18 protein-coding genes are annotated in these 22,073 nt (G+C 69.4%); 12 read left to right on the top strand and 6 right to left on the bottom strand.

Annotated elements, in window-relative coordinates; translation table 11 throughout:
• Positions 1-2: 2 nt before the first annotated feature.
• Together KHC19_RS17310 and KHC19_RS17305 are read right to left on the bottom strand one after the other, a co-directional pair.
• Positions 3-866, bottom strand: a complete 864-nt coding sequence (locus tag KHC19_RS17310; RefSeq protein ID WP_213353700.1) for an ABC transporter permease — start codon at positions 864-866, stop codon at positions 3-5.
• Between the two features lies 1 nt (position 867).
• Entirely contained in the window at positions 868-1,842 is a 975-nt protein-coding gene (locus tag KHC19_RS17305; RefSeq protein ID WP_213353698.1) for an aliphatic sulfonate ABC transporter substrate-binding protein, read from the bottom strand.
• Positions 1,843-1,984: 142 nt separating this feature from the next.
• Between KHC19_RS17305 and KHC19_RS17300 the strand changes: the two genes are divergently transcribed.
• The 10 genes from KHC19_RS17300 to KHC19_RS17255 all read left to right on the top strand — a co-directional run bounded on the left by KHC19_RS17300 (position 1,985) and on the right by KHC19_RS17255 (position 12,294).
• The gene (locus KHC19_RS17300; RefSeq protein WP_213353696.1) at positions 1,985-2,566 is read left to right on the top strand and encodes an NAD(P)H-dependent oxidoreductase; all 582 of its coding nucleotides are present in this window, start codon (positions 1,985-1,987) and stop codon (positions 2,564-2,566) included.
• A 1-nt stretch (position 2,567) separates the two neighbouring features.
• Entirely contained in the window at positions 2,568-3,422 is an 855-nt protein-coding gene (locus tag KHC19_RS17295; protein ID WP_213353694.1) for an ABC transporter permease subunit, read from the top strand.
• Between the two features lie 4 nt (positions 3,423-3,426).
• Complete coding sequence (locus KHC19_RS17290) at positions 3,427-4,200, top strand: ATP-binding cassette domain-containing protein (protein ID WP_213353692.1); 774 nt, start codon at positions 3,427-3,429, stop codon at positions 4,198-4,200.
• A gap of 26 nt (positions 4,201-4,226) precedes the next feature.
• Positions 4,227-5,183: a sulfonate ABC transporter substrate-binding protein gene (locus KHC19_RS17285; protein WP_213353690.1), complete on the top strand. Its 957-nt coding sequence runs from the start codon at positions 4,227-4,229 to the stop codon at positions 5,181-5,183.
• Positions 5,184-5,393: 210 nt separating this feature from the next.
• Positions 5,394-6,731 (top strand): LLM class flavin-dependent oxidoreductase, encoded by a 1,338-nt coding sequence (locus KHC19_RS17280; RefSeq protein WP_213353688.1) that lies wholly within the window; start codon positions 5,394-5,396, stop codon positions 6,729-6,731.
• 510 nt (positions 6,732-7,241) lie between these two features.
• Positions 7,242-8,231, top strand: a complete 990-nt coding sequence (locus tag KHC19_RS17275; RefSeq protein ID WP_213353686.1) for an ABC transporter permease — start codon at positions 7,242-7,244, stop codon at positions 8,229-8,231.
• Entirely contained in the window at positions 8,228-9,262 is a 1,035-nt protein-coding gene (locus KHC19_RS17270) for an ABC transporter permease (protein WP_213353684.1), read from the top strand. The genes KHC19_RS17275 and KHC19_RS17270 overlap by 4 nt, the downstream gene beginning before the upstream one ends.
• 3 nt (positions 9,263-9,265) lie before the next feature.
• Positions 9,266-10,264 carry an ABC transporter ATP-binding protein gene (locus KHC19_RS17265; protein ID WP_213353682.1) on the top strand — a complete coding sequence of 333 codons (999 nt, stop codon included), beginning with the start codon at positions 9,266-9,268 and terminating at the stop codon, positions 10,262-10,264.
• A complete protein-coding gene (locus tag KHC19_RS17260; RefSeq protein WP_213353680.1) occupies positions 10,242-11,180 on the top strand; it encodes an ABC transporter ATP-binding protein in 939 nt (312 codons plus the stop codon). Before KHC19_RS17265 ends, KHC19_RS17260 begins: the two co-directional genes overlap by 23 nt.
• Positions 11,181-11,214: 34 nt before the next feature.
• Complete coding sequence (locus KHC19_RS17255) at positions 11,215-12,294, top strand: aldo/keto reductase (RefSeq protein WP_213353678.1); 1,080 nt, start codon at positions 11,215-11,217, stop codon at positions 12,292-12,294.
• A gap of 1,207 nt (positions 12,295-13,501) precedes the next feature.
• On the opposite strand, the gene KHC19_RS17250 is transcribed toward KHC19_RS17255, so the two are convergent.
• Positions 13,502-14,527, bottom strand: a complete 1,026-nt coding sequence (locus tag KHC19_RS17250; RefSeq protein WP_213353676.1) for an aldo/keto reductase — start codon at positions 14,525-14,527, stop codon at positions 13,502-13,504.
• A 459-nt stretch (positions 14,528-14,986) separates the two neighbouring features.
• On the opposite strand from KHC19_RS17250, the gene KHC19_RS17245 reads away from it, so the two are divergent.
• Together KHC19_RS17245 and KHC19_RS17240 are read left to right on the top strand one after the other, a co-directional pair.
• Entirely contained in the window at positions 14,987-16,576 is a 1,590-nt protein-coding gene (locus KHC19_RS17245) for an ABC transporter substrate-binding protein (protein ID WP_213353674.1), read from the top strand.
• 27 nt (positions 16,577-16,603) lie between these two features.
• The gene (locus KHC19_RS17240) at positions 16,604-17,788 is read left to right on the top strand and encodes an LLM class flavin-dependent oxidoreductase (RefSeq protein ID WP_213353672.1); all 1,185 of its coding nucleotides are present in this window, start codon (positions 16,604-16,606) and stop codon (positions 17,786-17,788) included.
• A 114-nt stretch (positions 17,789-17,902) separates the two neighbouring features.
• Here KHC19_RS17240 and KHC19_RS17235 read toward each other — a convergent pair whose 3' ends face one another.
• The 3 genes from KHC19_RS17235 to KHC19_RS17225 form a co-directional block, all read right to left on the bottom strand.
• Positions 17,903-19,477, bottom strand: coding sequence for an ABC transporter substrate-binding protein (locus KHC19_RS17235; protein WP_213353670.1), 1,575 nt, complete (start codon positions 19,475-19,477; stop codon positions 17,903-17,905).
• A gap of 80 nt (positions 19,478-19,557) precedes the next feature.
• On the bottom strand, positions 19,558-20,997 hold the full coding sequence (locus KHC19_RS17230) for an NAD(P)-binding domain-containing protein (protein ID WP_213353668.1): 1,440 nt from the start codon (positions 20,995-20,997) through the stop codon (positions 19,558-19,560).
• Between the two features lie 28 nt (positions 20,998-21,025).
• Positions 21,026-22,051: an ABC transporter substrate-binding protein gene (locus tag KHC19_RS17225; RefSeq protein WP_213353666.1), complete on the bottom strand. Its 1,026-nt coding sequence runs from the start codon at positions 22,049-22,051 to the stop codon at positions 21,026-21,028.
• Positions 22,052-22,073: the final 22 nt, after the last annotated feature.

Genomic DNA, 22,073 nt, shown 5'->3' with positions numbered 1-22,073 from the left:
GCTCAACCCTCCCGCGCCGCGGCGGCATGCGAATCGGTGTCCTCCCAGCGCAGCAGCGGCGCCGAGGCGGCGACCAGCAGCGCGTCGGTGAGCTTGCCGAGCACCGCGAACACCACGATGGCGGCGACGATCTGCGCCGGCTTGCCCAGCTGCTGGCCGTCCACCAGCAGATAGCCGAGCCCTTCGGAGGCGCCCATGAATTCGGCGGCCACCACGAACATCCAGCCGAGCCCCAGCCCGGCGCGCAGCGCCACCACGTAATGCGGCAGCACCGCCGGCAGCAGGATGCGGGTGGCGAGCTGCAGCCGCGTCAGGCGGAAGCTGCGGCCCACCTCGACGATCTTGCGGTCCACCGAGAGGATGGCGCCGAGCGTGCCGAGATAGATCGGGAAGGCCACGCCCACCGCGATCAGCGTCACCTTCGAGGCCTCGAAGATGCCGAGCCAGAGGATGAACAGCGGCACCCAGGCGATGGAGGGGATGGCGCGCAACCCCTGCAGCGAGGGATCGATCAGCGCCCGCGCCAGTCCCGAGGCGCCGGCCAGCATGCCCAGCAGCGTACCGGCGGCGACGCCGAGCGCGAAGCCGGCGGCGACGCGCGCCAGCGTCGCCTTCACATGCAGCGCGAGATCGCCGCTGCGGGCGAGTTCGACGAGGGTGGCGAGGATGGTGCTCGGCGGCGGCATCAGCCGGCCGGAGGCGAGGCCCGCCCGCACCGCCAGCTCCCACAGCAGCGCGGCGCCGAGCGGCAGCACCGCCCCGAGCACGAAAAGCCGCAGCGTGCCGAAGCGCCGGGCGCGCGCCGGCAAGGCCCGCTTTTCCGCGCCCTCCTGCGCCGGTGCGATCAGGCCCTCCAGGGCGCTCATCTCACAGGCCCGGCTTGAGATAGCCCGGGTCGATCAGCACCTCGACGGTGCCGGGCACATCGACCTCCTTCGCCACCACGCCGGCCTGCTGCAGCGCCTTGCCGGCCTCCACCAGCGTCGCCTTCTGCGCCGCGCCGATCGGGCCGTGGGTCAGCTCGGTGCGCTCCAGCTGGCGGGCGATCACCGGCGCCGGCAGCCTGGCGGCGCCTTCCAGCAGCGCGGCGAGTTCCTTGGGATGCTCGATGGACCACAGGCGCGCCTTCTCATAGGCGGCGAGCACGCGGCGGACGATCTCCGGGTTCTCCTGCGCGAAGGCCTCGCGCACATTCAGCACGCCCCAGCTATTGGCGGCCGCGTTGCGATAGAACAGCACGGCGCCGTCCTCGATCTCGGCCGAGGCCATGATCGGGTCCAGCCCCGCCCAGGCGTCGACATCGCCGCGGGTGAGCGCGAGCCGGCCATCGGCGTGCTGCAGGAGCACGAAGCGCACGTCCTTGTCGGTCAGGCCTTCCGCCGCCAGCGCGCGGATGAGGAAGATGTGCGGATCGGTGCCGCGCGTCACCGCGACGCTCTTGCCCTTCAGGTCGGCGACCTTGGCGATGCCGCTGTCCTTGCGCGTCACCAGCGCCGTCCATTCCGGCCGCGAATAGACATAGATGGACTTGATCGGGTTGCCGTTGATGCGGCCGATCAGCGCCGCCGCCCCGGCGGTGGAGCCGAAGTCGAGCGAGCCGGCATTGAGGAATTCCAGCGCCTTGTTGGAACCGGCCGACTGCACCCAGCGCACCGCGATGCCGTCCTTGGCGAATTCCTCCTCGAGGAACTTCTTGTCCTTCAGGACGATGGAGACCGGGTTGTAGGTCGCCCAGTCGACACGGATCTCGGCGGGGGCCGCCAGGGCGGTGCCGAGGCCGGCCAGCAGCGAGCCGGCGACGAGCGCACCGAGGGTAAGGCGACGATTGATGAGCAAGGGCATGGCGCAATCCGTCTAAATGTTCTATAAATTCGATAGATAAATTGGCAAACCTATGCAAGAGAATAGTGGAGAGGCTGCCGCGCGGTGCCTGCCCGCCGCCCGGCCGGCCCCGGCCACTCCTCGTCGGAAGTCGGAGTTTCCCGTGAGCACATTGAACATTGTCGGCCTCAGCGGAGGCCTTTCCTCGCCGTCCCGCACGCTGTCGCTGGTGGAGCTCACCGTCGCCCGCATCGGCGCGGCGGCCTCTGCGGCCGGAATCGCCACCGCGACTCAGGTCGTCGACATCGCGGCGCTGGACGATATCGGCGCCCTGCGCAGCCGCCCCGGCAGCGACCCGGTGGAAGCCGCCCTCGAAGCCGTCGAGAAGGCGGATCTCCTCGTCGCCGGCTCGCCGGTCTACAAGGGCTCCTATTCCGGCCTGTTCAAGCATTTCGTGGACTTCCTGGACTATCGCGGCCTCATCGACCTGCCGGTGGCCCTGGTCGCCACCGGCGGCAGCGACCGTCACGCGCTGGCCATCGAGCACCAGTTGCGCCCGCTCTTCGCCTTCTTCCAGGCGCAGCCGCTCGGCACCGGCATCTTCTTCACCGAGCGCGATTTCGGGAACGGCGAGGTCACGCCCGGCGCGTCGCAGCAGCGTTTCGAGCAGCTGGTGGACGAAGCCGTCCGTGCGCTGGCCGGCGCACGGCGCGGCGATCGGGCCGCCAAGGCGAGCGCGGCCTGACATGTCGCTGGTCGATCGCAGCACCAGGCTGAACGCCGCGTCGCAGGGCGCCGAAAAAACGCGGCCGGCCGGCAAGGGGCGCCTGGCCGCCCTCGAGACGAGCCTCGCCGGCTGGGTGCTGCCGATCCTGCTGGTTGCATTGTGGGAATATCTCGCCCGCCTCGGCATCATCGCCTCCAACGTGCTCCCCGCCCCCTCGGCCATCGCCGAGGCCGGCTGGGCGGCGCTGAAGTCGGGCGAGCTCGTCCGCAACATGGGGGTGAGCACGCTGCGGGCCTTCGCCGGCCTGTTCGTCGGCGGCGTCATCGGCCTCGCCTTCGGCATCGCCAACGGCCTGTCGGAACTGTCGCACCGCTACACCGACACCACGCTGCAGATGATCCGCAACGTGCCGCATCTGGCGCTGATCCCGCTGGTGATCCTGTGGTTCGGCATCGAGGAGGAGGCCAAGCTCTTCCTCGTCGCGCTCGGCGTGTTCTTCCCCATCTACATCAACACGCTGCACGGCGTGCGTACCGTCGACCCGCAGCTCATCGAGATGGGCCGCGTCTACGGCATGTCGCCGCTCACCCTGTTCCGGCGGGTGGTGCTGCCCGGCGCGCTGCCCTCGATCTTCGTCGGGCTGCGCTTCGCGCTCGGCATCATGTGGCTGACGCTGATCGTCGCCGAGACCATCGCCGCCTCCTCCGGCCTCGGCTACATGGCGATGCAGGCGCGCGAGTTCCTGCTGGTCGACGTGGTGGTGCTGGCCATCCTCATCTACGCGCTGCTCGGCAAGCTCGCCGACGTGCTGACGCGCTGGCTGGAAGGGCTGTGCCTGCAATGGCACCCCGCCTTCCAGGCGAAGCGGGACTGACGCCATGAACGCGCACGCTCCCCTTCCCGTCCCGCCGGCACCCGCCCGCGGCCTCGGCCTGCATCTCGGCCGGCTCGGCCACGGCTTCGGCGCCAAGCGGGTACTGGACCGCATCGATCTCGACATCCCCGCCGGCCAGTTCGTCGCCATCGTCGGCAAGAGCGGCTGCGGCAAGAGCACGCTGCTGCGCCTCGTCGCCGGGCTCGACACCCCCACCGCCGGCCACATCGCCTTTGACGGGCCACGCGACGACGCCGCCATCCGCATCATGTTCCAAGAGCCGCGGCTGCTCCCGTGGGAGCGGGTGCTCGCCAATGTCGAGGTCGGGCTGCCCGCCTCGGTGAAGGGCGAGGAGCGCCATTCCCGCGCCCGCGCCATCCTCGCCGAGGTCGGCCTCGCCGAGCGCGCCGGGGAGTGGCCCGCCGTGCTTTCCGGCGGCCAGCGCCAGCGCGTGGCGCTCGCCCGCGCCCTCGCCTCCGGCCCGCGCCTGCTCGCCTTCGACGAGCCGCTCGGCGCGCTCGACGCGCTGACCCGCATCGAGATGCAGGGCCTGGTCGAGCGCATCTGGCAGGAGCAGCGCTTCACCGCGCTGTTCGTCACCCATGACGTGTCGGAGGCGCTGGCGCTCGCCGACCGGGTGATCCTCATCGATGCCGGCCAGACCGGTGGCCATGTCGCGCTCGACCTCGCGGTCGACCTGCCGCGCCCGCGCCGGCGCGGTTCCGCCGAGCTCGCCGCGCTGGAAGGCCGCATCCTCGACACGCTGTTCTCCTCCTGACGCCCAGCCAACACCGGGACCCGACGATGACCACCCTCACCCGCCGCACCCTGCTCGCCGGCGCCGCCGGCCTCGCCTCCACCCTTGCCGCCCCGGCGCTGCGCCCGGCCCTCGCCGCTGGCGAGGTGCGCGTCGGCTTCCAGAAATACGGCACGCTGGTGCTGCTGAAGGGCCGCGGCATCCTGGAGAAGAAGCTGGAGCCGCTCGGCATCACCGTGAAATGGGCCGAGTTCGCCGCCGGCCCGCAAATGCTGGAGGCGCTGAACGCTGGCGCCATCGACATCGGCCAGACCGGCGAGGCGCCGCCGATCTTCGCCCAGGCCGCCAGCGACAATCTCGCCTATATCGCCAACGAGCCGCCGGCGCCGAAGGGCGAGGCGATCCTGGTGCCGAAGGACAGCCCGATCCAGTCGGTGAAGGAGCTGAAGGGCAAGATCGTCGGGCTCAACAAGGGCTCCAACGTGCATTTCCTGCTGGTGAAGGCGCTGGAGAAGAACGGCCTCGCCTATTCCGACATCACCACCAAGTTCCTGCCGCCGGCCGATGCCCGCGCCGCCTTCGAGAAGGGCGCCATCGACGCCTGGGCGATCTGGGATCCCTTCCAGGCGGCCGCCGAGGTCGCCGTCAAGGCGCGCACCCTCACCACCGCCGAAGGCATCGTGCCCAACTACCAGTTCTATCTCGGCTCGCGGAAATTCGCCGATGCCAATCCCAAGGTGGTGACGGCGCTGATCGCCGCCATCGGCGAGACCAATGACTGGATCCAGAAGGACCCGGCGGCGGCAGTCGCCGAACTCGCTCCTTCCACCGGCATCCCCGCCCCGGTGCTCGCCATCGCCGTCGCCCGGCAGAGCTTCGGCGTCGCTCCGCTCACCGACAAGGTGATCGCCGACCAGCAGGCCGTCGCCGACACCTTCTTCCAGCTCGGCCTGCTGCCGAAGAAGATCGTGGTCGCCGACGCCGTGCTGCGCAGCGGCCTCTGACCACCCGTCGGGAGGCCGGGCGAGCGGTCCGGCCTCCCGCCTGCGCCCGCCGCGATGGCTGCGATGGCTGCGAGCGGCATCGCGGAGCGTTGGCCTGCGCGGGGAAGAAAAATCTGTTCCCGGCCCGCGCTTCAATAGAATATAAATTCTGTATATTTAATTGACTTCTAAATCGCAGCCGCAATGATGGTCGGCCCAGGGGGACAAGCGATGACCCGACGCCGTCAACTTCATCTGAATATCAACATCCTGCATGCCGGCTTCTATGCCTCGGCCTGGCGCAGCCCCGAGGCGGACCCGCACGCTACCTTCGATATCGGCCACTATGTCCGCAGCGCTGAGATCGCCGAGCGCGGCACGCTCGACGCCGTGTTCCTCGCCGACCGCCCGGCGCTGGAGGACAAGCCGGACTTGCGCCCCTTCCTGTCGCTGGAGCCGACCGTGGTGCTCACCGCCATCGCCGCGGCCACCGAGCATATCGGCCTCATCGCCACCGCCTCGACCAGCTACAACGAGCCCTACAACATCGCCCGCCGCTTCGCGACGCTCGATCTCGTCAGCGGCGGGCGCGCCGGCTGGAACGTCGTCACCACCGCCGATCCCAACGCCTCGGCCAATTTCGGCCAGTCGCTGCCTGAGCACGCCACCCGCTACGCTCGCGCCAAGGAGTTCACCGAGGTGGTGAGCGAGCTCTGGGACAGCTGGGAGGACGACGCCTTCGTCGGCGACAAGGCCGCCGCGCGCTTCCTCGATCCCGCCAAGGTGCACCGCATCAACCACAAGGGCCCGTTCTTCGAGGTGGCCGGCCCCTTGAACCTGCCGCGCTCGCCGCAGGGCCGGCCGATCCTGGTGCAGGCCGGCGGCTCCGGCGACGGGCGCGATCTCGCCGCCCTTCACGCCGACGTCGTGTTCAGCGTCGGCGAGGATATCGAGCGCGCCCGCGCCTATGCCGACGACCTGCGCACCCGCGCCGCCGCCTATGGCCGCGACCCGCGCTCCATCGTGGTGCTGCCCGGCCTCGCCACCGTCATCGGCTCCACCGAGGCGGAGGCGAAACGCCGGCAGGAGGAGCTCGGCGCCCTCATCCCGCTCGACTACGCCATCGCCCGGCTCGGCCAGACCTTCGGCCAGGACCTGAGCCATCTGGAACTGGACGCCCCGGTGCCGGACCTGCCGATCCCGGTCAATGGTAGCACCACCTTCGCCCGCGCCACGCTGAACTTCGCCCGCCAGGGCAACCTCACCTTCCGCCAGCTGCTCTACAAGCTCGGCGGCGGCATCGGCCACCGGGTGATCGTCGGCACGCCGGAAGCCATCGCCGACGACATCGAGGCGTGGTTCGTCGCCGGCGCCGCCGACGGCTTCAACCTGATGCCGGACGTGCTGCCGACCGGGCTGGAGGTCTTCGTCGACCATGTGGTGCCGATCCTGCGCCAGCGCGGCCTGTTCCGCAGCCACTATGCGGAGAAGACCCTGCGCGAACGCTTCGGCCTGCCCCGCCCGCCGAACCGCTACGCCACGCCGGCCGACGAGCGGGCGAGCGCGTGAACCGTGGACGCCATCCATGGAACGTCGCGATCCGGAAAGCACTCCCAGTGGCCTCCCTGGGAGCCGACTTCTGTCCTTCCCTCTCTCCGAGAGCCGGCCTCTTCCCCTCCCTCTCTGCGAGAGCCGGCTCCTTCCCTTCCCTCTCCCCGTTGGGGAGAGGTGGCCCGCGAAGCGGGTCGGTGAGGGGCTCTAGCGATTGGGAAGCCTCGAGCCCCCTCACCCCACCCCTCTCCCCGACGGGGAGAGGGAGCTTGGCCGCTCTTGGATAATGAGAGGTCAGATGCCGCATGAGAGCCGCCCCACGGCGCTCCCTATACTGGATGAGACCACCCCTCGCGCGCGCCTCATCCTGAGGTGCGTGCGATAGCGGGCCTCGAAGGAGGCTCATCCGGGCGCACCAGGACGACCATCCTTCGAGGCCCGGCTCACGCCGCCCCCCTCAGGATGAGGGCTGTTTCGGTGAGACGGAGAATTCAGAGCCGGCCCCCGGCACCCAGAACAGGACACCGCATGCACCAGTTCCTGCGCCTCTCCCGCGTGCTCGCCCGCACGCTGGTCCATGCGGTGCCCACCGTGATCGGCATCGTCATCCTCGATTTCTTCCTGCTACGCCTCGCGCCGGGCGACGCCGCCGACGTGATGGCCGGCGAATCCGGGGCCGCCACCGAGGAGACCATGGCGGCGCTGCGCTCCCGCTTCGGCCTCGACCTGCCGGTGCTCGACCAGCTCCTTGCCTATCTGTCGAACCTCGCGCATTTCAGCCTCGGCTATTCGCCGCGCTACAACATGCCGGTCGCCGACCTCATCCTGCAGCGGCTGCCGAGCAGCCTGGCGCTGATGGGCATCGCGCTCGGCCTCGCCCTCGTCATCGGCGTCGGGCTCGGGGTGGTCATGGCGACCCAGGTCGGCCGCTGGCCGGACCGGGTGCTCTCGGTGCTGGCGCTGCTGTTCTATTCGGTGCCGAGCTTCTGGATCGGGCTGATGCTCATCGTGCTGTTCTCGGTGCATCTCGGCTGGCTGCCCAGCGGCGGCGCCGGCAGCATCGGCACCGAAGCCACCGGCCTTGCCGCCCTGCTCGACAAGGCGCGCTACATGCTGCTGCCGGCGCTCGCCCTCTCGCTGTTCTACGTCGCGATCTATGCCCGCCTCACCCGCGCGGCGATGCTGGAGGTCCGCTCGCAGGACTTCATCCGCACCGCCCGCGCCAAGGGCCTGTCGCCGATGGCCGTCACCCTGCGCCATGCGCTGCGCAACGCGCTGCTGCCGGTCACCACCATTGCCGGCGTGCATCTCGGCGGCCTGATGGGCGGCGCCGTGGTGGTGGAGACGGTCTATTCCTGGCCGGGTCTCGGCCGCCTCGCCTATGAGGCGGTGATGAGCCGCGATTTCACCGTGCTGCTCGGCGTGCTGCTGCTCTCCTCCTTCCTGGTCATCCTCGCCAACATACTGGTCGATCTCCTCCAGGCCTGGCTCGATCCGCGCATCGAGGCCGCGCCATGAGCCGCCCGCACCTCACTTTGGTCAGCGACGGCCTGCCGCTGCCCGTCGCGCACGAGGCCGAGCCCGAGGCGCCGGCGGAAATCGCCGCGACGGCCAGTCCGGCACGGCCGGCGCCGCTCTCGGCGTGGAGCAACGTCCACGCTGCCGACGCGATACGGGCGTCGAGCGCGCAGGCGCAGCTGGCCCCGCCGGATTCGCGCCGGGCGCTCAAGGCCTTCGTCAAGAACCCGACGGCGATGACCGGCCTCGTCTTCCTCGCCCTGGTGGTCGCCGCCGCGCTCGCCGCCCCGATCCTCTACCCGGACGACCCGCTCGCCATGGTGGCCCGCCCGCTCCTCTGGCCGGGACAGGACCCGGATTTCCCGCTCGGCACGGATTCGCTCGGGCGCGACGTCGCCGCCGGCCTGTTCCACGGCGCGCGGGTGTCGCTGATGGTCGGGCTCGCCGCCACCGCCATCGGCCTGCTGCTCGGCACCTCGGTCGGCGCGCTGGCCGGCTATTTCGGCGGCCGGCTCGATGCGCTGCTGGTGCGGCTGATCGAGATCTTCCAGTCCATCCCGAGCTTCATCCTGCTCATCGTGCTGGTGGCGATCGCCCAGCCGACCATCGCCACCATCACCGTCGCCATCGGCCTCGTCACCTGGCCGACCATCGCCCGGCTGGCGCGTGCCGAGTTCCGCGCCATCCGCGCCAAGGAGTTCGTCGCCGCGGCGAAGAGCCTCGGCTACGGCCACACCCGCATCATCCTGCGCGAGATCCTGCCCAACGCGCTGCCGCCGCTCATCGTCACCGCCTCCGTCATGGTGGCGATGGCGATCCTCAACGAGAGTGCGCTCTCCTTCATGGGCATGGGCGATCCCAACGTTGTCAGCTGGGGCTCGATGATCGGCGCCGGGCGCGAATTGCTGCGCACCGCCTGGTTTCTCACCGCCCTGCCCGGCCTCGTCATCGTCTTCACCGTGCTGGCGCTGAACCTGATCGGCGACGGCCTCAACGACGCGCTCAACCCGCGCCTCGCGGCGGAGCGCTGACCCATGGCCGCCGTGCTCGACGTCCGCCATTTGTCCATCGCCTTCCCCCGCGCCGTGCCGGTGCCGGACCTCTCCTTCACCATCGACGAGGGCGAGACGCTGGCCCTGGTCGGCGAATCCGGCTCCGGCAAGTCGCTCACCGCCCTCGCCTTGATGCGCCTCCTGCCGCGCAATGCCCGGCTCGGCCCGGCGAGCCGCATCCTGTTTGCCGGCCGCAACATCGCCCAGCTGCCCGAGCCGGAGATGCGGCGGCTGCGCGGGCGCGACATGGCGATGATCTTCCAGGAGCCGATGACCTCGCTCAACCCGGTCATGACGGTCGGCCGGCAGGTCGCCGAGGTGCTGGAGCTGCATGAGGGCCTCTCCCGCCGCGCGGCGCGCAAGCGAGCGGCCGAACTCCTCGATCTCGTGCGCATCCCGCAGGCGCATCGCCGGCTCGACGCCTATCCGCACGAATTCTCCGGCGGCCAGCGCCAGCGGGTGATGATCGCGGTGGCCATCGCCGCGCATCCGCGCCTCTTGATCGCCGACGAGCCGACCACCGCGCTCGACGTCACCATCCAGGCACAGATCCTCGAACTGCTCGACGAATTGCGCCGCGAGCTCTCCATGGCGCTGCTGCTCATCACCCACGACCTCGGCGTCGTCGCGCAATGGGCGGACCGGGTGATCGCCCTCTATGCCGGCCGCAAGGTGGAGGAGGCGCGCCCGCAGCTGATCTTCGGCACCCCGGCGCATCCCTATACGCAGGGCCTGCTCGCCGCCTCGCCGCGCCTGCGCGCCGACTACCACTACAGCGACGGCCCGCTGATCGAGATTCCCGGCAGCATCGTCTCGGCGGCGGGCGAGGAAGGCTGCCCCTTCGCGCCGCGCTGCCCGGTCGCGCGGGACGCCTGCCGCGCGGCGATGCCGCCGCTGCTGCCGCAGGGCGACGGCCATTTCGTCGCCTGCCCCGTCACCACGCTGAGGGAGGCGCCGCATGGCCATCCTGTCGGTCTCTGACCTGTGCAGTCACTACACGCAAGGCGGCGCCACGCTGCGCGCCGTCGACGGCGTGTCCTTCGAGATCGCCAGGGGCGAGACGGTCGGCCTGGTCGGCGAATCCGGCTGCGGCAAGTCCACCCTCGGCAAGTCGATCATCCGTCTTGTCGAGCCGAAGGCCGGCAGCGTCCGCTTCGACGGCACCGAGCTCACCGGCCTGTCCGCCGGCCAGTTGCGCCCGCTGCGCCGGCGGCTGCAGATGGTGTTCCAGGATCCGTTCGGCTCGCTCAACCCGCGCCACACGGTGGAGGAGATCCTCGCCGGCCCGCTCGCCGTGCACGGCATCGGGACAAGGCGCGAGCGGCGCGACAAGCTGCGCGACATCGTGCACCGGGTCGGCCTGCCGCCGGACGCGCTCGGGCGCTACCCGCACGAATTCTCCGGCGGCCAGCGCCAGCGGCTCGGCATCGCCCGCGCGCTGATCCTCGAGCCGGAACTGATCATCTGCGACGAGCCGGTCTCCGCCCTCGACCTCTCCATCCAGGCGCAGATCCTCAACCTGCTGGTCGGGATGAAGCGCGAGCTCGGCCTCTCCTACCTGTTCATCTCGCACGACCTGTCGGTGGTGCGCTATTTCGCCGACCGCGTGCTGGTGATGTATCTCGGCCGCATCGTCGAGACCGGCGACCACCGCGCCCTCTATGAGCGCCCGCTGCACCCCTACACCCGCGCCTTGCTCGCCGCGGTGCCGGATGCCGCGCGCGGGCGGCAGGCCGCCAGCCTGCCCGGCGAATTGCCGGGCGCCAGCAACCTGCCCACCGGCTGCCGCTTCCACCCGCGCTGCCCGCTCGCCACCGATCGCTGCCGCCGCGAGGACCCGGCCTTGCGCGATCTGGCGCCGGGGCGCAGCGTCGCCTGCCATCACGCCGACAACTGACGCGGCCCCGCCCGCCCCACCCATGGAGATCCCCATGCCCGATTATCGCTATCTCGGCCGCTCCGGCCTCAAGGTTCCCCCGCTCAGCCTCGGCACCATGATGTTCGGCGGCCCCACCGACGAGGCGACCGCGCACCGCATCATCCACAAGGCCTTCGACGCCGGCTTCAACTTCCTCGACACCGCCGACGTCTATACCGGCGGTCGCTCGGAGGAGATCATCGGCACGGCGGTGAAGGCCAATCGCAACCGCTTCACCATCGCCACCAAGTTTACCAATCCGGTCGGCGGCGCCGACGGCGTCAACCAGAGCGGCTCCTCGCGCAAATGGATCTTCGAGGCGGTCGACAACAGCCTGAAGCGCCTCAGCACCGACTATATCGACCTCCTCTACTTCCATAAGGCGGTGGTCGACGAGCCGCTCGGCGAGGCGGTCCGCGCGGTGGCGGATCTCATCCGCGCCGGCAAGCTGCGCTATTTCGGCCTGTCCAACTTCCGCGGCTGGCGCATCGCCGAGGTGGCGCAACTCGCCGATGGGTTCAACATCGACCGGCCCATCGCCAGCCAGCCGCTCTACAACCTCGTCAGCCGCACCGCCGAGGTGGAGCAGCTGCCGGCGGCGCAGTTCTACGGCCTCGGCGTGGTGCCCTACAGCCCGCTGGCGCGCGGCATCCTCACCGCCAAATACGACCCGAACCAGCCGCCGGCCCCCGACAGCCGCGCCGGGCGCAACGACCGCCGCATTCAGGAGACCGAGTGGCGGCCGGAATCGCTCGCCATCGCGCAGGAGATCAAGCGCCACCTCGCCTCGCGCGGCATCGCGCCGGTGGACTTCGCCATTGGCTGGGTGCTGAACAACCGGCTGGTCACCTCCGCCATCGCCGGCCCGCGCACGGAAGAACAGTGGGACGGCTATGTGAAGGCGCTCGACTATGCCTTCACCGCCGAGGACGAGGCGCTGGTGGAGCGGCTGGTGGCGCCCGGCCACGCCTCGACGCCCGGCTATAACGACCCCGCCTACCCGATCGAAGGTCGGGTGCCGGCGGTCGGCGAGGCCCCCCGCCCGGAGCGCCTCGCCCGCACGCCGGTGCTGCTGAAGGCCGGGGCGGCCTGAGGGGGCGGGACGCTCCGCCCTTCATGCCGATGCTCCACGCCTCTCCATCCCGAGGTGACGCGATGTGGCGTTCACCCCGCGATGGAGAGATTTGCCGACATCCCGCGATGCCGATGTTGGGTACATCCCGAAGCGCCGATGTTGCCCGCATTCCGAAGCGCCGATGTTGGGTACGTCCTCAAGTGCCGATGTTGCCTGCATCCCGAAGCGCCGATGCTGAGTGCCCCCTCATCCCGAGGCGCCCGGCCGCAGGCCGGGCCTCGAAGGATGGTCGTCCGGGCGCGCTCGCGAGCCTCCTTCGAGGCTCGCTATCGCTCGCACCTCAGGATGAGGTTGCTTTCTGGCAAGCGGACACACGGGTTGGCACGCGGGACAGGCCGGCGTCCCGCAGACTTGCGGCGACGTCATCCCGGACGGCCCTTCCGCCCTGCACGACGCCATCCCGGCCCACACTCCCACCCCCACCACGTCGTCCCCGGGCTCGGCCCGGGGATCCACGCCTTCGGCCGGGTGCAACGCCCTGAAACGGTGGGCCCGGCGGGACCGCGTGGATGGCCGGGTCAAGCCCGGCCATGACGGCGTGCCGGATGGGAGGACATCCCGGACCACACTCCTACCCTCACCACGTCATCCCCGGGCTCGGCCCGGGGATCCACGCCTTCGGCCGGGTGCAACGCCCTGAAACGGTGGGCCCGGCGGGACCGCGTGGATGGCCGGGTCAAGCCCGGCCATGACGGCGTGCCGGATGAAAGGACATCCCGGCCCACACTCCCACCCTCACCGCGTCATCCCCGGGCTCGGCCCGGGGATCCACGCCTTCGGCCGGGTGCAACGCTCCGCAATGTCCCGGCCGCGGGACACATCGTCCCGGCCCATACTCCCACCCCCACCGCGTCATCCCCGGGCTTGGCCCGGGGATCCACGCCTTCGGCCGGGTGCAACGCCCTGAAACGGTGGGCCCGGCGGGACCGCGTGGATGGCCGGGTCAAGCCCGGCCATGACGGCGCGCCGGGTGAGAGGACATCCCCCATTGCATCTCCTTCCCTCCCTCTCCCCGTCGGGGAGAGGTGGCCCGCGCAGCGGGTCGGTGAGGGGCTCTGGCGATCGGGAAGCCGGGAGAGACCCGCCCCCTCACCCACCGGGAGAGCGCTTCCCATTGCCACGTATCCGCCGGTGCAGGACGCCCCCCAGCGTCCCTCCCGGCCCCTCACCCCCGCCGCACGGAAAACCGCACCGCCGCGTCGCGCCGTTCCTGCATCCGCGCCTCGAACGCCTTGGGGTAGCGCGGCGGCGGCGCCGAGACCGCGTCGAGCCGCGCCTTCGCCTCCGGCGGCAGCGTCCATCCCGCCGCCGCGGCATTGTCGGCGAACTGCGCCGCGTCGCGCGCGCCGGCAATGACGCTCGAGACCGCCGCCCGCTCCAGCAGCCAGCGAATGGCGATGGCGGCCGGCCGGCGGCCGAGTTCGCCGGCGAGCTCGATCAGCGTCGCCACCACCGCCTCGCGGTCGGCATGGTAGAACACCTGCCGGTCGCGAAAGCCCCAGCCCTCTTGCGAGCGCGAGCCGGGAATCGCCGTCGTGCCGCCCTGGTACTTGCCAGTCAGCAGCCCGCCGGCCAGCGGCCCCCAGGCGACGATGCCGACGCCCTTCAGCTCGCACACCGGCACGATCTCGTCCTCGATGTCGCGCACCAGCAGGTTGTATTGCGGCTGATAGGCGACGAAGCGGCTCCAGCCATTGCTGTCGCTCAGCCACAGCCCCTCCAGCAGCCGCCAGGCCTCGTAATTGCTCGCCGCGATGTACCGCACCTTGCCGGCGCGCACGAGGTCGTCGAGCGCCCGCAGGGTCTCGTCGAGCGGCGTCTGCACGTCGACATGATGGATGTAGTAGAGGTCGATATGGTCGGTGCGCAGCCGGGTGAGGCTGTCTTCCAGCGCCCGCACGACATGCGCCCGCGAGGAGCCGGAATCGTTCGGCCCGCCGCCGGTCGGGTTGTTGAACTTGGTGGCCAGCACCAGCTCGTGACGGATGCCGCCGAGCAGCCGGCCGAGATAGGCCTCGGAGGCTCCCTCGGCATAGGTGTCGGCGGTGTCGATGAAGTTGACGCCGGCATCCAGCGCCGCGTCGAGGATGCGGCCGGCCTCCGCCTCGTCCGTGCCCTTGCCGAACGTCATGGTGCCGAGCGCGATCTCCGAAACCTTGAGACCGCTGCGGCCGAGGCGACGATATTCCATGAAGGCTCCTGTCTGCTGTCTTGTCTGCTGTCTTGGGCTTTCGCCCGGCTATTCCCGCTCCCGGTCGCCCGACAAGCCGTGCGCAGCACGGTGCCGCTCCGGGGCCCAGGGGAAAAAAGGTGAAGCCGCCCAATCCTGGTCAGGCCCCGCCGCGAATTCCCGCTCCATCCAAAGCCACCTCATCCTGAGGTGCCCGCCGTCAGGCGGGCCTCGAAGGAGGCTCGTCCGGGCGCGCTTTACCGAGCCTCCTTCAAGGCTCGCTTACGCTCGCCCCTCAGGATGAGACCGCTTCATGGGTTGGACGTAAATGGCCTGCCCATGCGCCCCGGCGAGGCGGCGCATCCTCGCCAAGATGGGGCGGAATGAGCATCCCTTTTAGTATATTAATTCAGTAGATTTTTCTACTCCGAAACGACGACACCGCGCTAGGCTGGGGTCCCTTTTCCCGGAACCTTCCTGATGCTGTCGCTTCCCGCCCCCTTCCGCCCGCTCGCCGCCGCCGTGATCCTCGCCATCGCGGCCACCTCCGCCCCTGCCGAGGAGCCGAAGCGCGGCGGCACGCTCACCATGATCGCCGTGCCCGAGCCGACCACCATCGTCGGCATCGACAACAGCTTCGGCGCCACCCAGCGTATCGGGCCGAAGGTCACGGAGGGGCTGCTCACCTATGATTTCGAGCTGAAGCCGCATCCCCAGCTCGCCACCTCCTGGGAGGTGGCCGAGAACGGCCTCGAATACACCTTCCATTTGCGCGACGGCGTGAAGTGGCATGACGGCAAGCCCTTCACCGCCGAAGACGTCGCCTTCTCGATCCTGACGCTGAAGCGCACCCATCCGCGCGGGCGCGGCACCTTCGCCAATGTCGCCGAGGTGAGAACGCCCGACCCGCTGACCGCGGTGCTGGTGCTGTCGAAGCCCGCGCCCTATCTGCTCACCGCGCTCTCCGCCGGCGAGGCGCCGATCGTGCCGAAGCACGTCTATGACGGCACCGACATCTCCGCCAATCCGAACGGCAGCCGCCCCATCGGCACCGGCCCGTTCGTGTTCAAGGAATGGGTGCGCGGCAGCCACCTCGTGCTGGAGCGCAATCCCGACTATTGGGACAAGCCGAAGCCCTGGCTCAACCGCGTCGTGGTGAAGTTCATCCCCGATGCCTCCGCCCGCGCGGCGGCGCTGGAGACCGGCGAAGTGCTGCTCGCCGGCGACAACCCGATCCCGCTCGCCGACCGCGAGCGCTTCCAGTCGCTGCCCGATCTCGGCATCGAGACGAAGGGCTACGAATATGCCGGCAATCAGGGCCAGCTCTTCTTCAACCTCGACACGCCGGTGCTGCAGGACCTCAAGGTCCGCCAGGCCATCGCCCACGCCATCGACCTCAAGGCGAACCTCGCAGTGGCATGGTATGGCTACGGCGTCGTCTCGCCCACCCCGATCGCCCCGGTGCTGAAGGCGTTCCACGATCCAAGCGTCAAGCCGCATGCCTTCAATGTCGCGCTGGCGGAAAAGCTGCTCGACGAGGCCGGCCGACCGCGCGGGCCGGACGGCAAGCGCTTCACCCTGCGCCTGCTCTACAACCCCTATAATGACGGCAACCGGCGTTCGGCGGAATATATCCGCAGCGCGCTCGCCAAGGTCGGCATCAACGCGGTGATCGAGAACTACGAGTTCGCCGCCTATGTCCGCAAGGTCTATACCGACCGCGCCTTCGACATCGAGGTCGAGCAGCTCGGCAACACCTTCGATCCCACCATCGGCGCCCAGCGCGGCTACTGGTCGAAGAACTTCAAGATCGGCCTCGGCTTCTCCAATGCCAGCCACTACGCCAATCCGGAAGTCGACCGCCTCCTGGAGGCCGCGGCGGTGGAGATCGACCCAGCCAAGCGCCGCGAGCTCTTCTTCGCCTTCCAGCGCCAGGTGGATGCCGACTTGCCGGCGGTGAATCTGGTCTCCTTCCAGAGCTTCACCGTGTTCAACAAGGCGGTGAAGAACCACACGCTGACCGCCGACGGCCTCGCCGCCAACTTCGCCGATGTGTGGCTCGACCGGTGACACCCGGCCTTCAACGGAGATAGCGCGATGAACGTGGTCCCCTCGGCCTCATCGTACACCTCACTGCACACCGCGCCGGCCGACTTTCCCGACAGCCCGCTGTCGCAGGCGCTGAGGCAGCCGGCGCTGCTCGGGCTGTTCCTGCCGATCCATCACGGCGGGTGGAGCAACTCCACTTTGCCGCGCGGCACCGACTGGTCCTTCGACTACAACGCGAAATTAACGCTGACGGCAGAAGCACTTGGCTTCGATCTCGTTTTCGGCGTCGCCCAATGGATGCCGAAGGGCGGACAGGGCCCGACCCGCACCGAGGCGGGGCTGGATTCCTTCATCGCCACCGCCTCGCTGGCCTCCATCACCAGCCGCATCCTGCTGGTCTCGACGCTTCACGTCCTCTACGGCCCCTGGCACCCCATCCACCTCGCCAAATTCGGTGCCACGCTCGACCATATTTCCAAGGGCCGCTGGGGCATCAACGTCGTCACGGGCCACCGCGCCTATGAGCACGAGCTGTTCGGCTGGAGCCGCATCGAGCACGACCGGCGCTATGAGCTCGCCGATGAATTCGTTAGTGTTCTCAAGCGATTGTGGACGGAAGAAGAACCTTTTTCTTATCGCGGCCAGGCCGCGTGGCAGTTCAAGGACGCCTATATCAGCCCGCGTCCGCTCTTCGGCCGGCCGGTGCTGGTGAACGCCACCGGCTCCGATGCCGGCATCGATTTCGCCGCGCGGCACTCCGATCTCGTCTTCGTCGCCAGCCCCGGCGGCGGCGATATCGACAGCGCCCTCGCCTCGCTGCCCGCCCACACCGCCCGGCTCAAGCAGGCGGCCCGCGCCCATGGCCGCGACATCCGCACCATCCTCAACCCGCTGATCGTCGCGCGGGAAACGCAAGCGGAAGCAGAGGCTTACGCGCAGGCCATCGTCGACAATGTCGACCTCGCCTCCATCGCCGGCCGCGCCCGGCTCGACAGCGACGCCCATGCCTGGCGTGGCCACAAGGGAGGCGACCTGCGCTTCGGGGTCGGCGGCGCCATTGGCGGCAATGTGCAGCTCATCGGCTCGCCGGAGCAGATCGCCGACCAGCTGGTGCGGCTGCACGCGGCCGGCGTCGACGGCTTCCAGCTCGCCTTCTACGACTTCGAGCCCGATCTCGCCTTCTTCGGTGCGCGGATCCTGCCCTTGCTGAAGCAGGCCGGCCTGCGCCTGTGATCGACCCGGAGCATCTGAAATCCTGATCTACCAATGCCTTCGCCGGAATGCTGCTCCCGCATCCTGAAGCGAAGGCCGCCGGCGGCGGGAATGGGGCTCCCGCCGCCGGCCCTTTCACGGATCGATCCACACGCCGGCGAGATTGTCGTTGAGGCCGCCGGCGCCCACCGTGTGGTCCTTGACCTTGCGGTTGTAGATCGTCACCTGCGACAGGCTGAGCAGGGTGATGTCCGGCACCTCCTCCACCACCAGCCGCTGAAAGGCGCGGAAATCGGCGACGCGCTTCTCCTCGTCGGTCTCCACCGCCGCGGCTTCCAGCGCCGCGTCGGCCTCCGGGTTGTTCCAGCCGGAGCCGTTGGAGAACGGCACGCCCTTCTTGAAATTCTTCGACCAGTAGAGCCGCTGCACGCCGATGGTCGGGTCGAAGGTGTTGCCCATCGAATTATTGGTGAAGTCGAAGTCGCGGTCGGTATAGACGCGCTTGATGTAGGTCGCGAAGTCCTGCGAACGGATCGTCACCTCGATGCCGACCCGGCGCAGCGCCTGGGCGATGTAGTCGGCGGTGCGCTTGAAGCCGTCGCCATAGGGCAGGAAATCATGCGTCAGCCGGAAGCGCACGCCGTCCGGCCCGCGCTTGAAGCCGGCCTCGTCGAGCAGTTGCTCCGCCTGCTTCGGGTCATAGACATAGATCTTGGCGTCGGGGTCGGCATAGCGGGCCAACACCGGGCTGATCGGCGTCGGCGAGATCAGGCCATAGCCGTACCAGACGGTGTTGAGGATCACCTTGCGGTCGATGGCATGCGCGATGGCGCGCCGCACCCTTATGTCCTTGAGATAGGGGTTGGAGAGGTTGAATTCGATGCGGGTCACCGAGGCGCTGTATTCATAGCCATGCGTCTCGATGCCGAGCTTCGGGTCGGCCTTCAGCCGCTCGATCTCGCTGAGCGGCACCGGGCTCTCGCCGCCGATATCGACGGCGCCGGTCTCGAACGCCACCGCCCGCGCCGCCGCATCCGGGATGAATTTCACCACCAGCCGGTCGATATACGGCTTGGGCGCGTCCCAATAGGTCGGGTTGCGCTCATAGACGACATGGCTGCCGCGCACCCATTCCTTGAAGATGTAGGGCCCGGTGCCGATCGGCGCGCGGTTGGCCGGATTGGCGGCGGGATCGCCCTCGCCATAGATGTGCTTCGGCACGATCGGCGTCTCGGAGGCGGCGAAGGCGGTGAGCAGGAACGGCGCCGGCTTCGACAGCACGAGGATCGCGGTGAGCGGATCCGGCGTCTCGATGTCGACGACGCTGGAGAAGGTCGCCCGGCCGCGCGGATGATACTGCTTCAGGAGCCGGATCGAGTTGGCGACGTCGGCCGAGGTGAAGTCGGCGCCGTCATGCCACTTCACCCCCGGCCGCAGCTTGAAGGTATAGCGCAGCCCGTCCGGCGAGACCTCCCAGGAGGTGGCCAATTGCGGCTGCGGCTTCAGGTCGAAACCGTAGCTCAGCAATCCCTCGGTGACCTTGGGCGACACCTTGCCGGTCGGCCCGGCGGTGTTGGCGATGCCGACCAGCGTCGGCGGCTCGGGTTCGACAAGCATGTTGAGCGTGCCGCCGCGCTTCGGCGTTCCGTCGGCGAGCGCCGGCGAAACTCCAAGCAGCAGGGCGAGCGCGCCGCAGATGAGGCGGATCATGGGATTTCTCGCTCGGATGACAGGGAGGGGACCGACAGGGCGGGATGCATCCGCCCCCGCCCTGCCTCGGGAGAGGCCGGCTATTCCGCCGCCGCCCTGGCGCCGCGCCAGATGGCGGAGGCATAGAGGCTCTCGTCGAACTCGGCGGCGATGGTGCCGGTGATGCGCCGCTCATGGGCGTCGAGATCGGCGAGGAACAGGTCGCGGCTGATGCGCGCCACCACGCCGGGAATGTCGCGCCGGAAGCTCGGCACGTCGCCGATCGGCAGGCCGAAGCTCACGAAGCCGGCCGGGTTGTAGACATGGATATCCTTGAGATAGGGCGCCGCGCCCGGCTCCTTCTCGAGATATTCGTGACCGCTCCCGAGATAGGGATGCGCGCCGAGCCCTTCATGCCGCTCATCGGCCGGCGGCGTGTAGCGGTCGCGCCAGCGCAGGATGTGGCCGGCGACATCGGCCAGTTCCGGCCGCGCCGCCGGATCGACGAAATAGCCGGTGCCGGCGATGGCGAAGTCGAAGGCGAAGCTCTCGCCGGCGGCGGTGGCGACGATGCGCCCGCCCACCTCCCGCGCGCCCGTCCAGGGCGCCGCGAGATGCAGGTGGAAGTTCTCGAAGCGCACCGCCCGCCGCACCGCATCCGGCGGCGGCGTCGAGCCGATGCGCAGGAAGCGCAGCGCCTGCAGCCAGCGCACCCGATCCGGCAGCGCCGGGTAGTTGTCATAGGCGCCGGGATAGCCGCGCACCCGGTTGATCGGCACCGAAGCTATCTGCGCCCGCCGGGCGAAGAGATGCACCTCGGCGGCCCCGGCCTCCAGCGCCGTCGCCGCCGCATCGAAGGCGGAAGCCGCCGCGCCGATCACCGCCACCGAGCGGCCCTTCAGCGCCGTGAAATCGATAAGGTCCGCCGTATGCGCATAGAGCGTGCGCGGCAGGTTGTCGGCCAGTACCGGCGGCACGAACGGCCCACCATTGCCCGCCACGCCGTTGGCGAGCAGCACCTTGCGCGCCGTCTCCACGAAGGAGCGCCCCTCCGCCTCCAGATGCAGGCGGAACACCCCGTCCGCCGGCTCGATGCGCGCGAGCCACACGCCGTAGCGTACGGGAATGCCGAGGAAATCCTTGTACCAGATGAGATAATCCGCCCAGTCGCGGCGCGGGATGGTGGAGAGCGCGGCATAGGCCTCGCGCCCGTGCCGCGCCTCGTACCAGGATTGGAACGACAGCCCGGCGATGCCGAGCTCCGGTCCCGGCAGGTTCTTCGGTGTGCGCAGCCGCTCCATCCGGGCCCGGGTGAGCCAGACGCCGGCCGAGCGTTCGTCCGGCGCCGCCTCGATCACGGTCACCCCGCCGATGCCTGCGCGCCGCAACGCGAAGGCGAAGGTGGTCCCGCTCTGGCCGCCGCCGATGATCGCGACATTGTGGTCGACGCCCGCGCGCGGCGGCACCCAGTTCTCGGGATCGGGACCGATGAGACGCAGGGCTTCGCGGGCGACGGCGTCGGGAGAGGCGGGACTGGTCATGGGCGGTGCATTCCTCGTCGGGTTCGGGTCAGCTCAGCACGTCGACGACGATGCGGTCGGAGAGCTTGGCGGGATCGGTGCGCGGCTTGAGGATGCCCACCGTCTTGAGGTCGTCGGCATAGATGGCGACCTCCTTCTGCAGGTCCGGGCCGCCGCCGAAATGATGCTGGTGGGTGTGGCTGCGGATGATCTCGGCGAGGACCGGCTTGGCGATCGGCGAATAGGCGGTGAAGATCTGCGCCGCCTCGTCGGGGTTGTTGTGCACCCAGTCCGCCGATTCCAGCAGCGCGCGGGTGAGCGCCGCCGCCGCCGGCTTGTTCTCGGTGATGAACTCGTTGCGGACGGCGACGCCGCAGCAGCTGAGATCCTTGTAGATGCCGTGCGCCAGGCCACCGAGCTCGGTGAGACGGCCCTGACTGTTCTTCAGCACCAGATAGATGCCGGGATCGGCGTCGGCGGCGGCGAAGATCTCGCCCTTGCGCACCGCCTCGCCGAGCAGGTCGACCGGATAGACCCGCCACTCGACATCCTTGTAGGGGTCGAGGCCGGCCTTGTAGAGCTGCACCGAGGTGAAGTTCTTGGCGGCGCTGGCGAGGTCGACCACGCCGATGGTCTTGCCCTTCAGCTGCGTGTAGTCGGTGATCCCCGCCTCGGTGGGGGTCAGCACGCGGATGCAGCCGCCATGCAGCGCACCGGTGAACTTGATGTTGATGCCCTGCTCCAGCGGCTTCAGGAAGCGCAGGATGAAGTTCACCGTGGCGTCGATCTTGCCGGAGGCGACCGCCTCGAGGCTCTGGTCGAAGGCCGAGCCGAACTTGACGATCTCCACGTCGAGGCCATGCTTCACGAAGAAGCCCTTCTCCACCGCGGCGGGCACCGAGATGAGGCAGATGCCGGTGCCGCTCCAGCCGAGCTTCACCTTGAGCGGCGCGGCCGTCTGCGCCAGTGCCGGCACGTCGAGCAGGCCGGCGGCGAAGGGCGCGCCCACCGCGAGCGCACCGGCGGCACCGATCAGATGCCGGCGCGAAATGAGGGACTGCGGGAAATCGGCCATCGGGAGAACCTTTCGAAGGAAA

It is taken from the genome of Ancylobacter oerskovii (assembly GCF_018390555.1).
In the GTDB taxonomy this organism is placed as follows: Bacteria; Pseudomonadota; Alphaproteobacteria; order Rhizobiales; family Xanthobacteraceae; genus Ancylobacter; species Ancylobacter oerskovii.
The sequence above is the reverse complement of the archived record's forward strand: the minus strand, read 5'-3'. Positions and strand labels throughout refer to the sequence as shown.

Bases quoted from the DNA above. Each gene is read 5' to 3' on its own strand.
- KHC19_RS17310 (WP_213353700.1), bottom strand. From the start codon at position 866: ATGAGCGCCCTGGAGGGCCTGATCGCACCGGCGCAGGAGGGCGCGGAA.
- KHC19_RS17305 (WP_213353698.1), bottom strand. From the start codon at position 1,842: ATGCCCTTGCTCATCAATCGTCGCCTTACCCTCGGTGCGCTCGTCGCC.
- KHC19_RS17295 (WP_213353694.1), top strand. From the start codon at position 2,568: ATGTCGCTGGTCGATCGCAGCACCAGGCTGAACGCCGCGTCGCAGGGC.
- KHC19_RS17290 (WP_213353692.1), top strand. From the start codon at position 3,427: ATGAACGCGCACGCTCCCCTTCCCGTCCCGCCGGCACCCGCCCGCGGC.
- KHC19_RS17285 (WP_213353690.1), top strand. From the start codon at position 4,227: ATGACCACCCTCACCCGCCGCACCCTGCTCGCCGGCGCCGCCGGCCTC.
- KHC19_RS17280 (WP_213353688.1), top strand. From the start codon at position 5,394: ATGACCCGACGCCGTCAACTTCATCTGAATATCAACATCCTGCATGCC.
- KHC19_RS17275 (WP_213353686.1), top strand. From the start codon at position 7,242: ATGCACCAGTTCCTGCGCCTCTCCCGCGTGCTCGCCCGCACGCTGGTC.
- KHC19_RS17270 (WP_213353684.1), top strand. From the start codon at position 8,228: ATGAGCCGCCCGCACCTCACTTTGGTCAGCGACGGCCTGCCGCTGCCC.
- KHC19_RS17265 (WP_213353682.1), top strand. From the start codon at position 9,266: ATGGCCGCCGTGCTCGACGTCCGCCATTTGTCCATCGCCTTCCCCCGC.
- KHC19_RS17260 (WP_213353680.1), top strand. From the start codon at position 10,242: ATGGCCATCCTGTCGGTCTCTGACCTGTGCAGTCACTACACGCAAGGC.
- KHC19_RS17255 (WP_213353678.1), top strand. From the start codon at position 11,215: ATGCCCGATTATCGCTATCTCGGCCGCTCCGGCCTCAAGGTTCCCCCG.
- KHC19_RS17250 (WP_213353676.1), bottom strand. From the start codon at position 14,527: ATGGAATATCGTCGCCTCGGCCGCAGCGGTCTCAAGGTTTCGGAGATC.
- KHC19_RS17245 (WP_213353674.1), top strand. From the start codon at position 14,987: ATGCTGTCGCTTCCCGCCCCCTTCCGCCCGCTCGCCGCCGCCGTGATC.
- KHC19_RS17240 (WP_213353672.1), top strand. From the start codon at position 16,604: ATGAACGTGGTCCCCTCGGCCTCATCGTACACCTCACTGCACACCGCG.
- KHC19_RS17235 (WP_213353670.1), bottom strand. From the start codon at position 19,477: ATGATCCGCCTCATCTGCGGCGCGCTCGCCCTGCTGCTTGGAGTTTCG.
- KHC19_RS17230 (WP_213353668.1), bottom strand. From the start codon at position 20,997: ATGACCAGTCCCGCCTCTCCCGACGCCGTCGCCCGCGAAGCCCTGCGT.
- KHC19_RS17225 (WP_213353666.1), bottom strand. From the start codon at position 22,051: ATGGCCGATTTCCCGCAGTCCCTCATTTCGCGCCGGCATCTGATCGGT.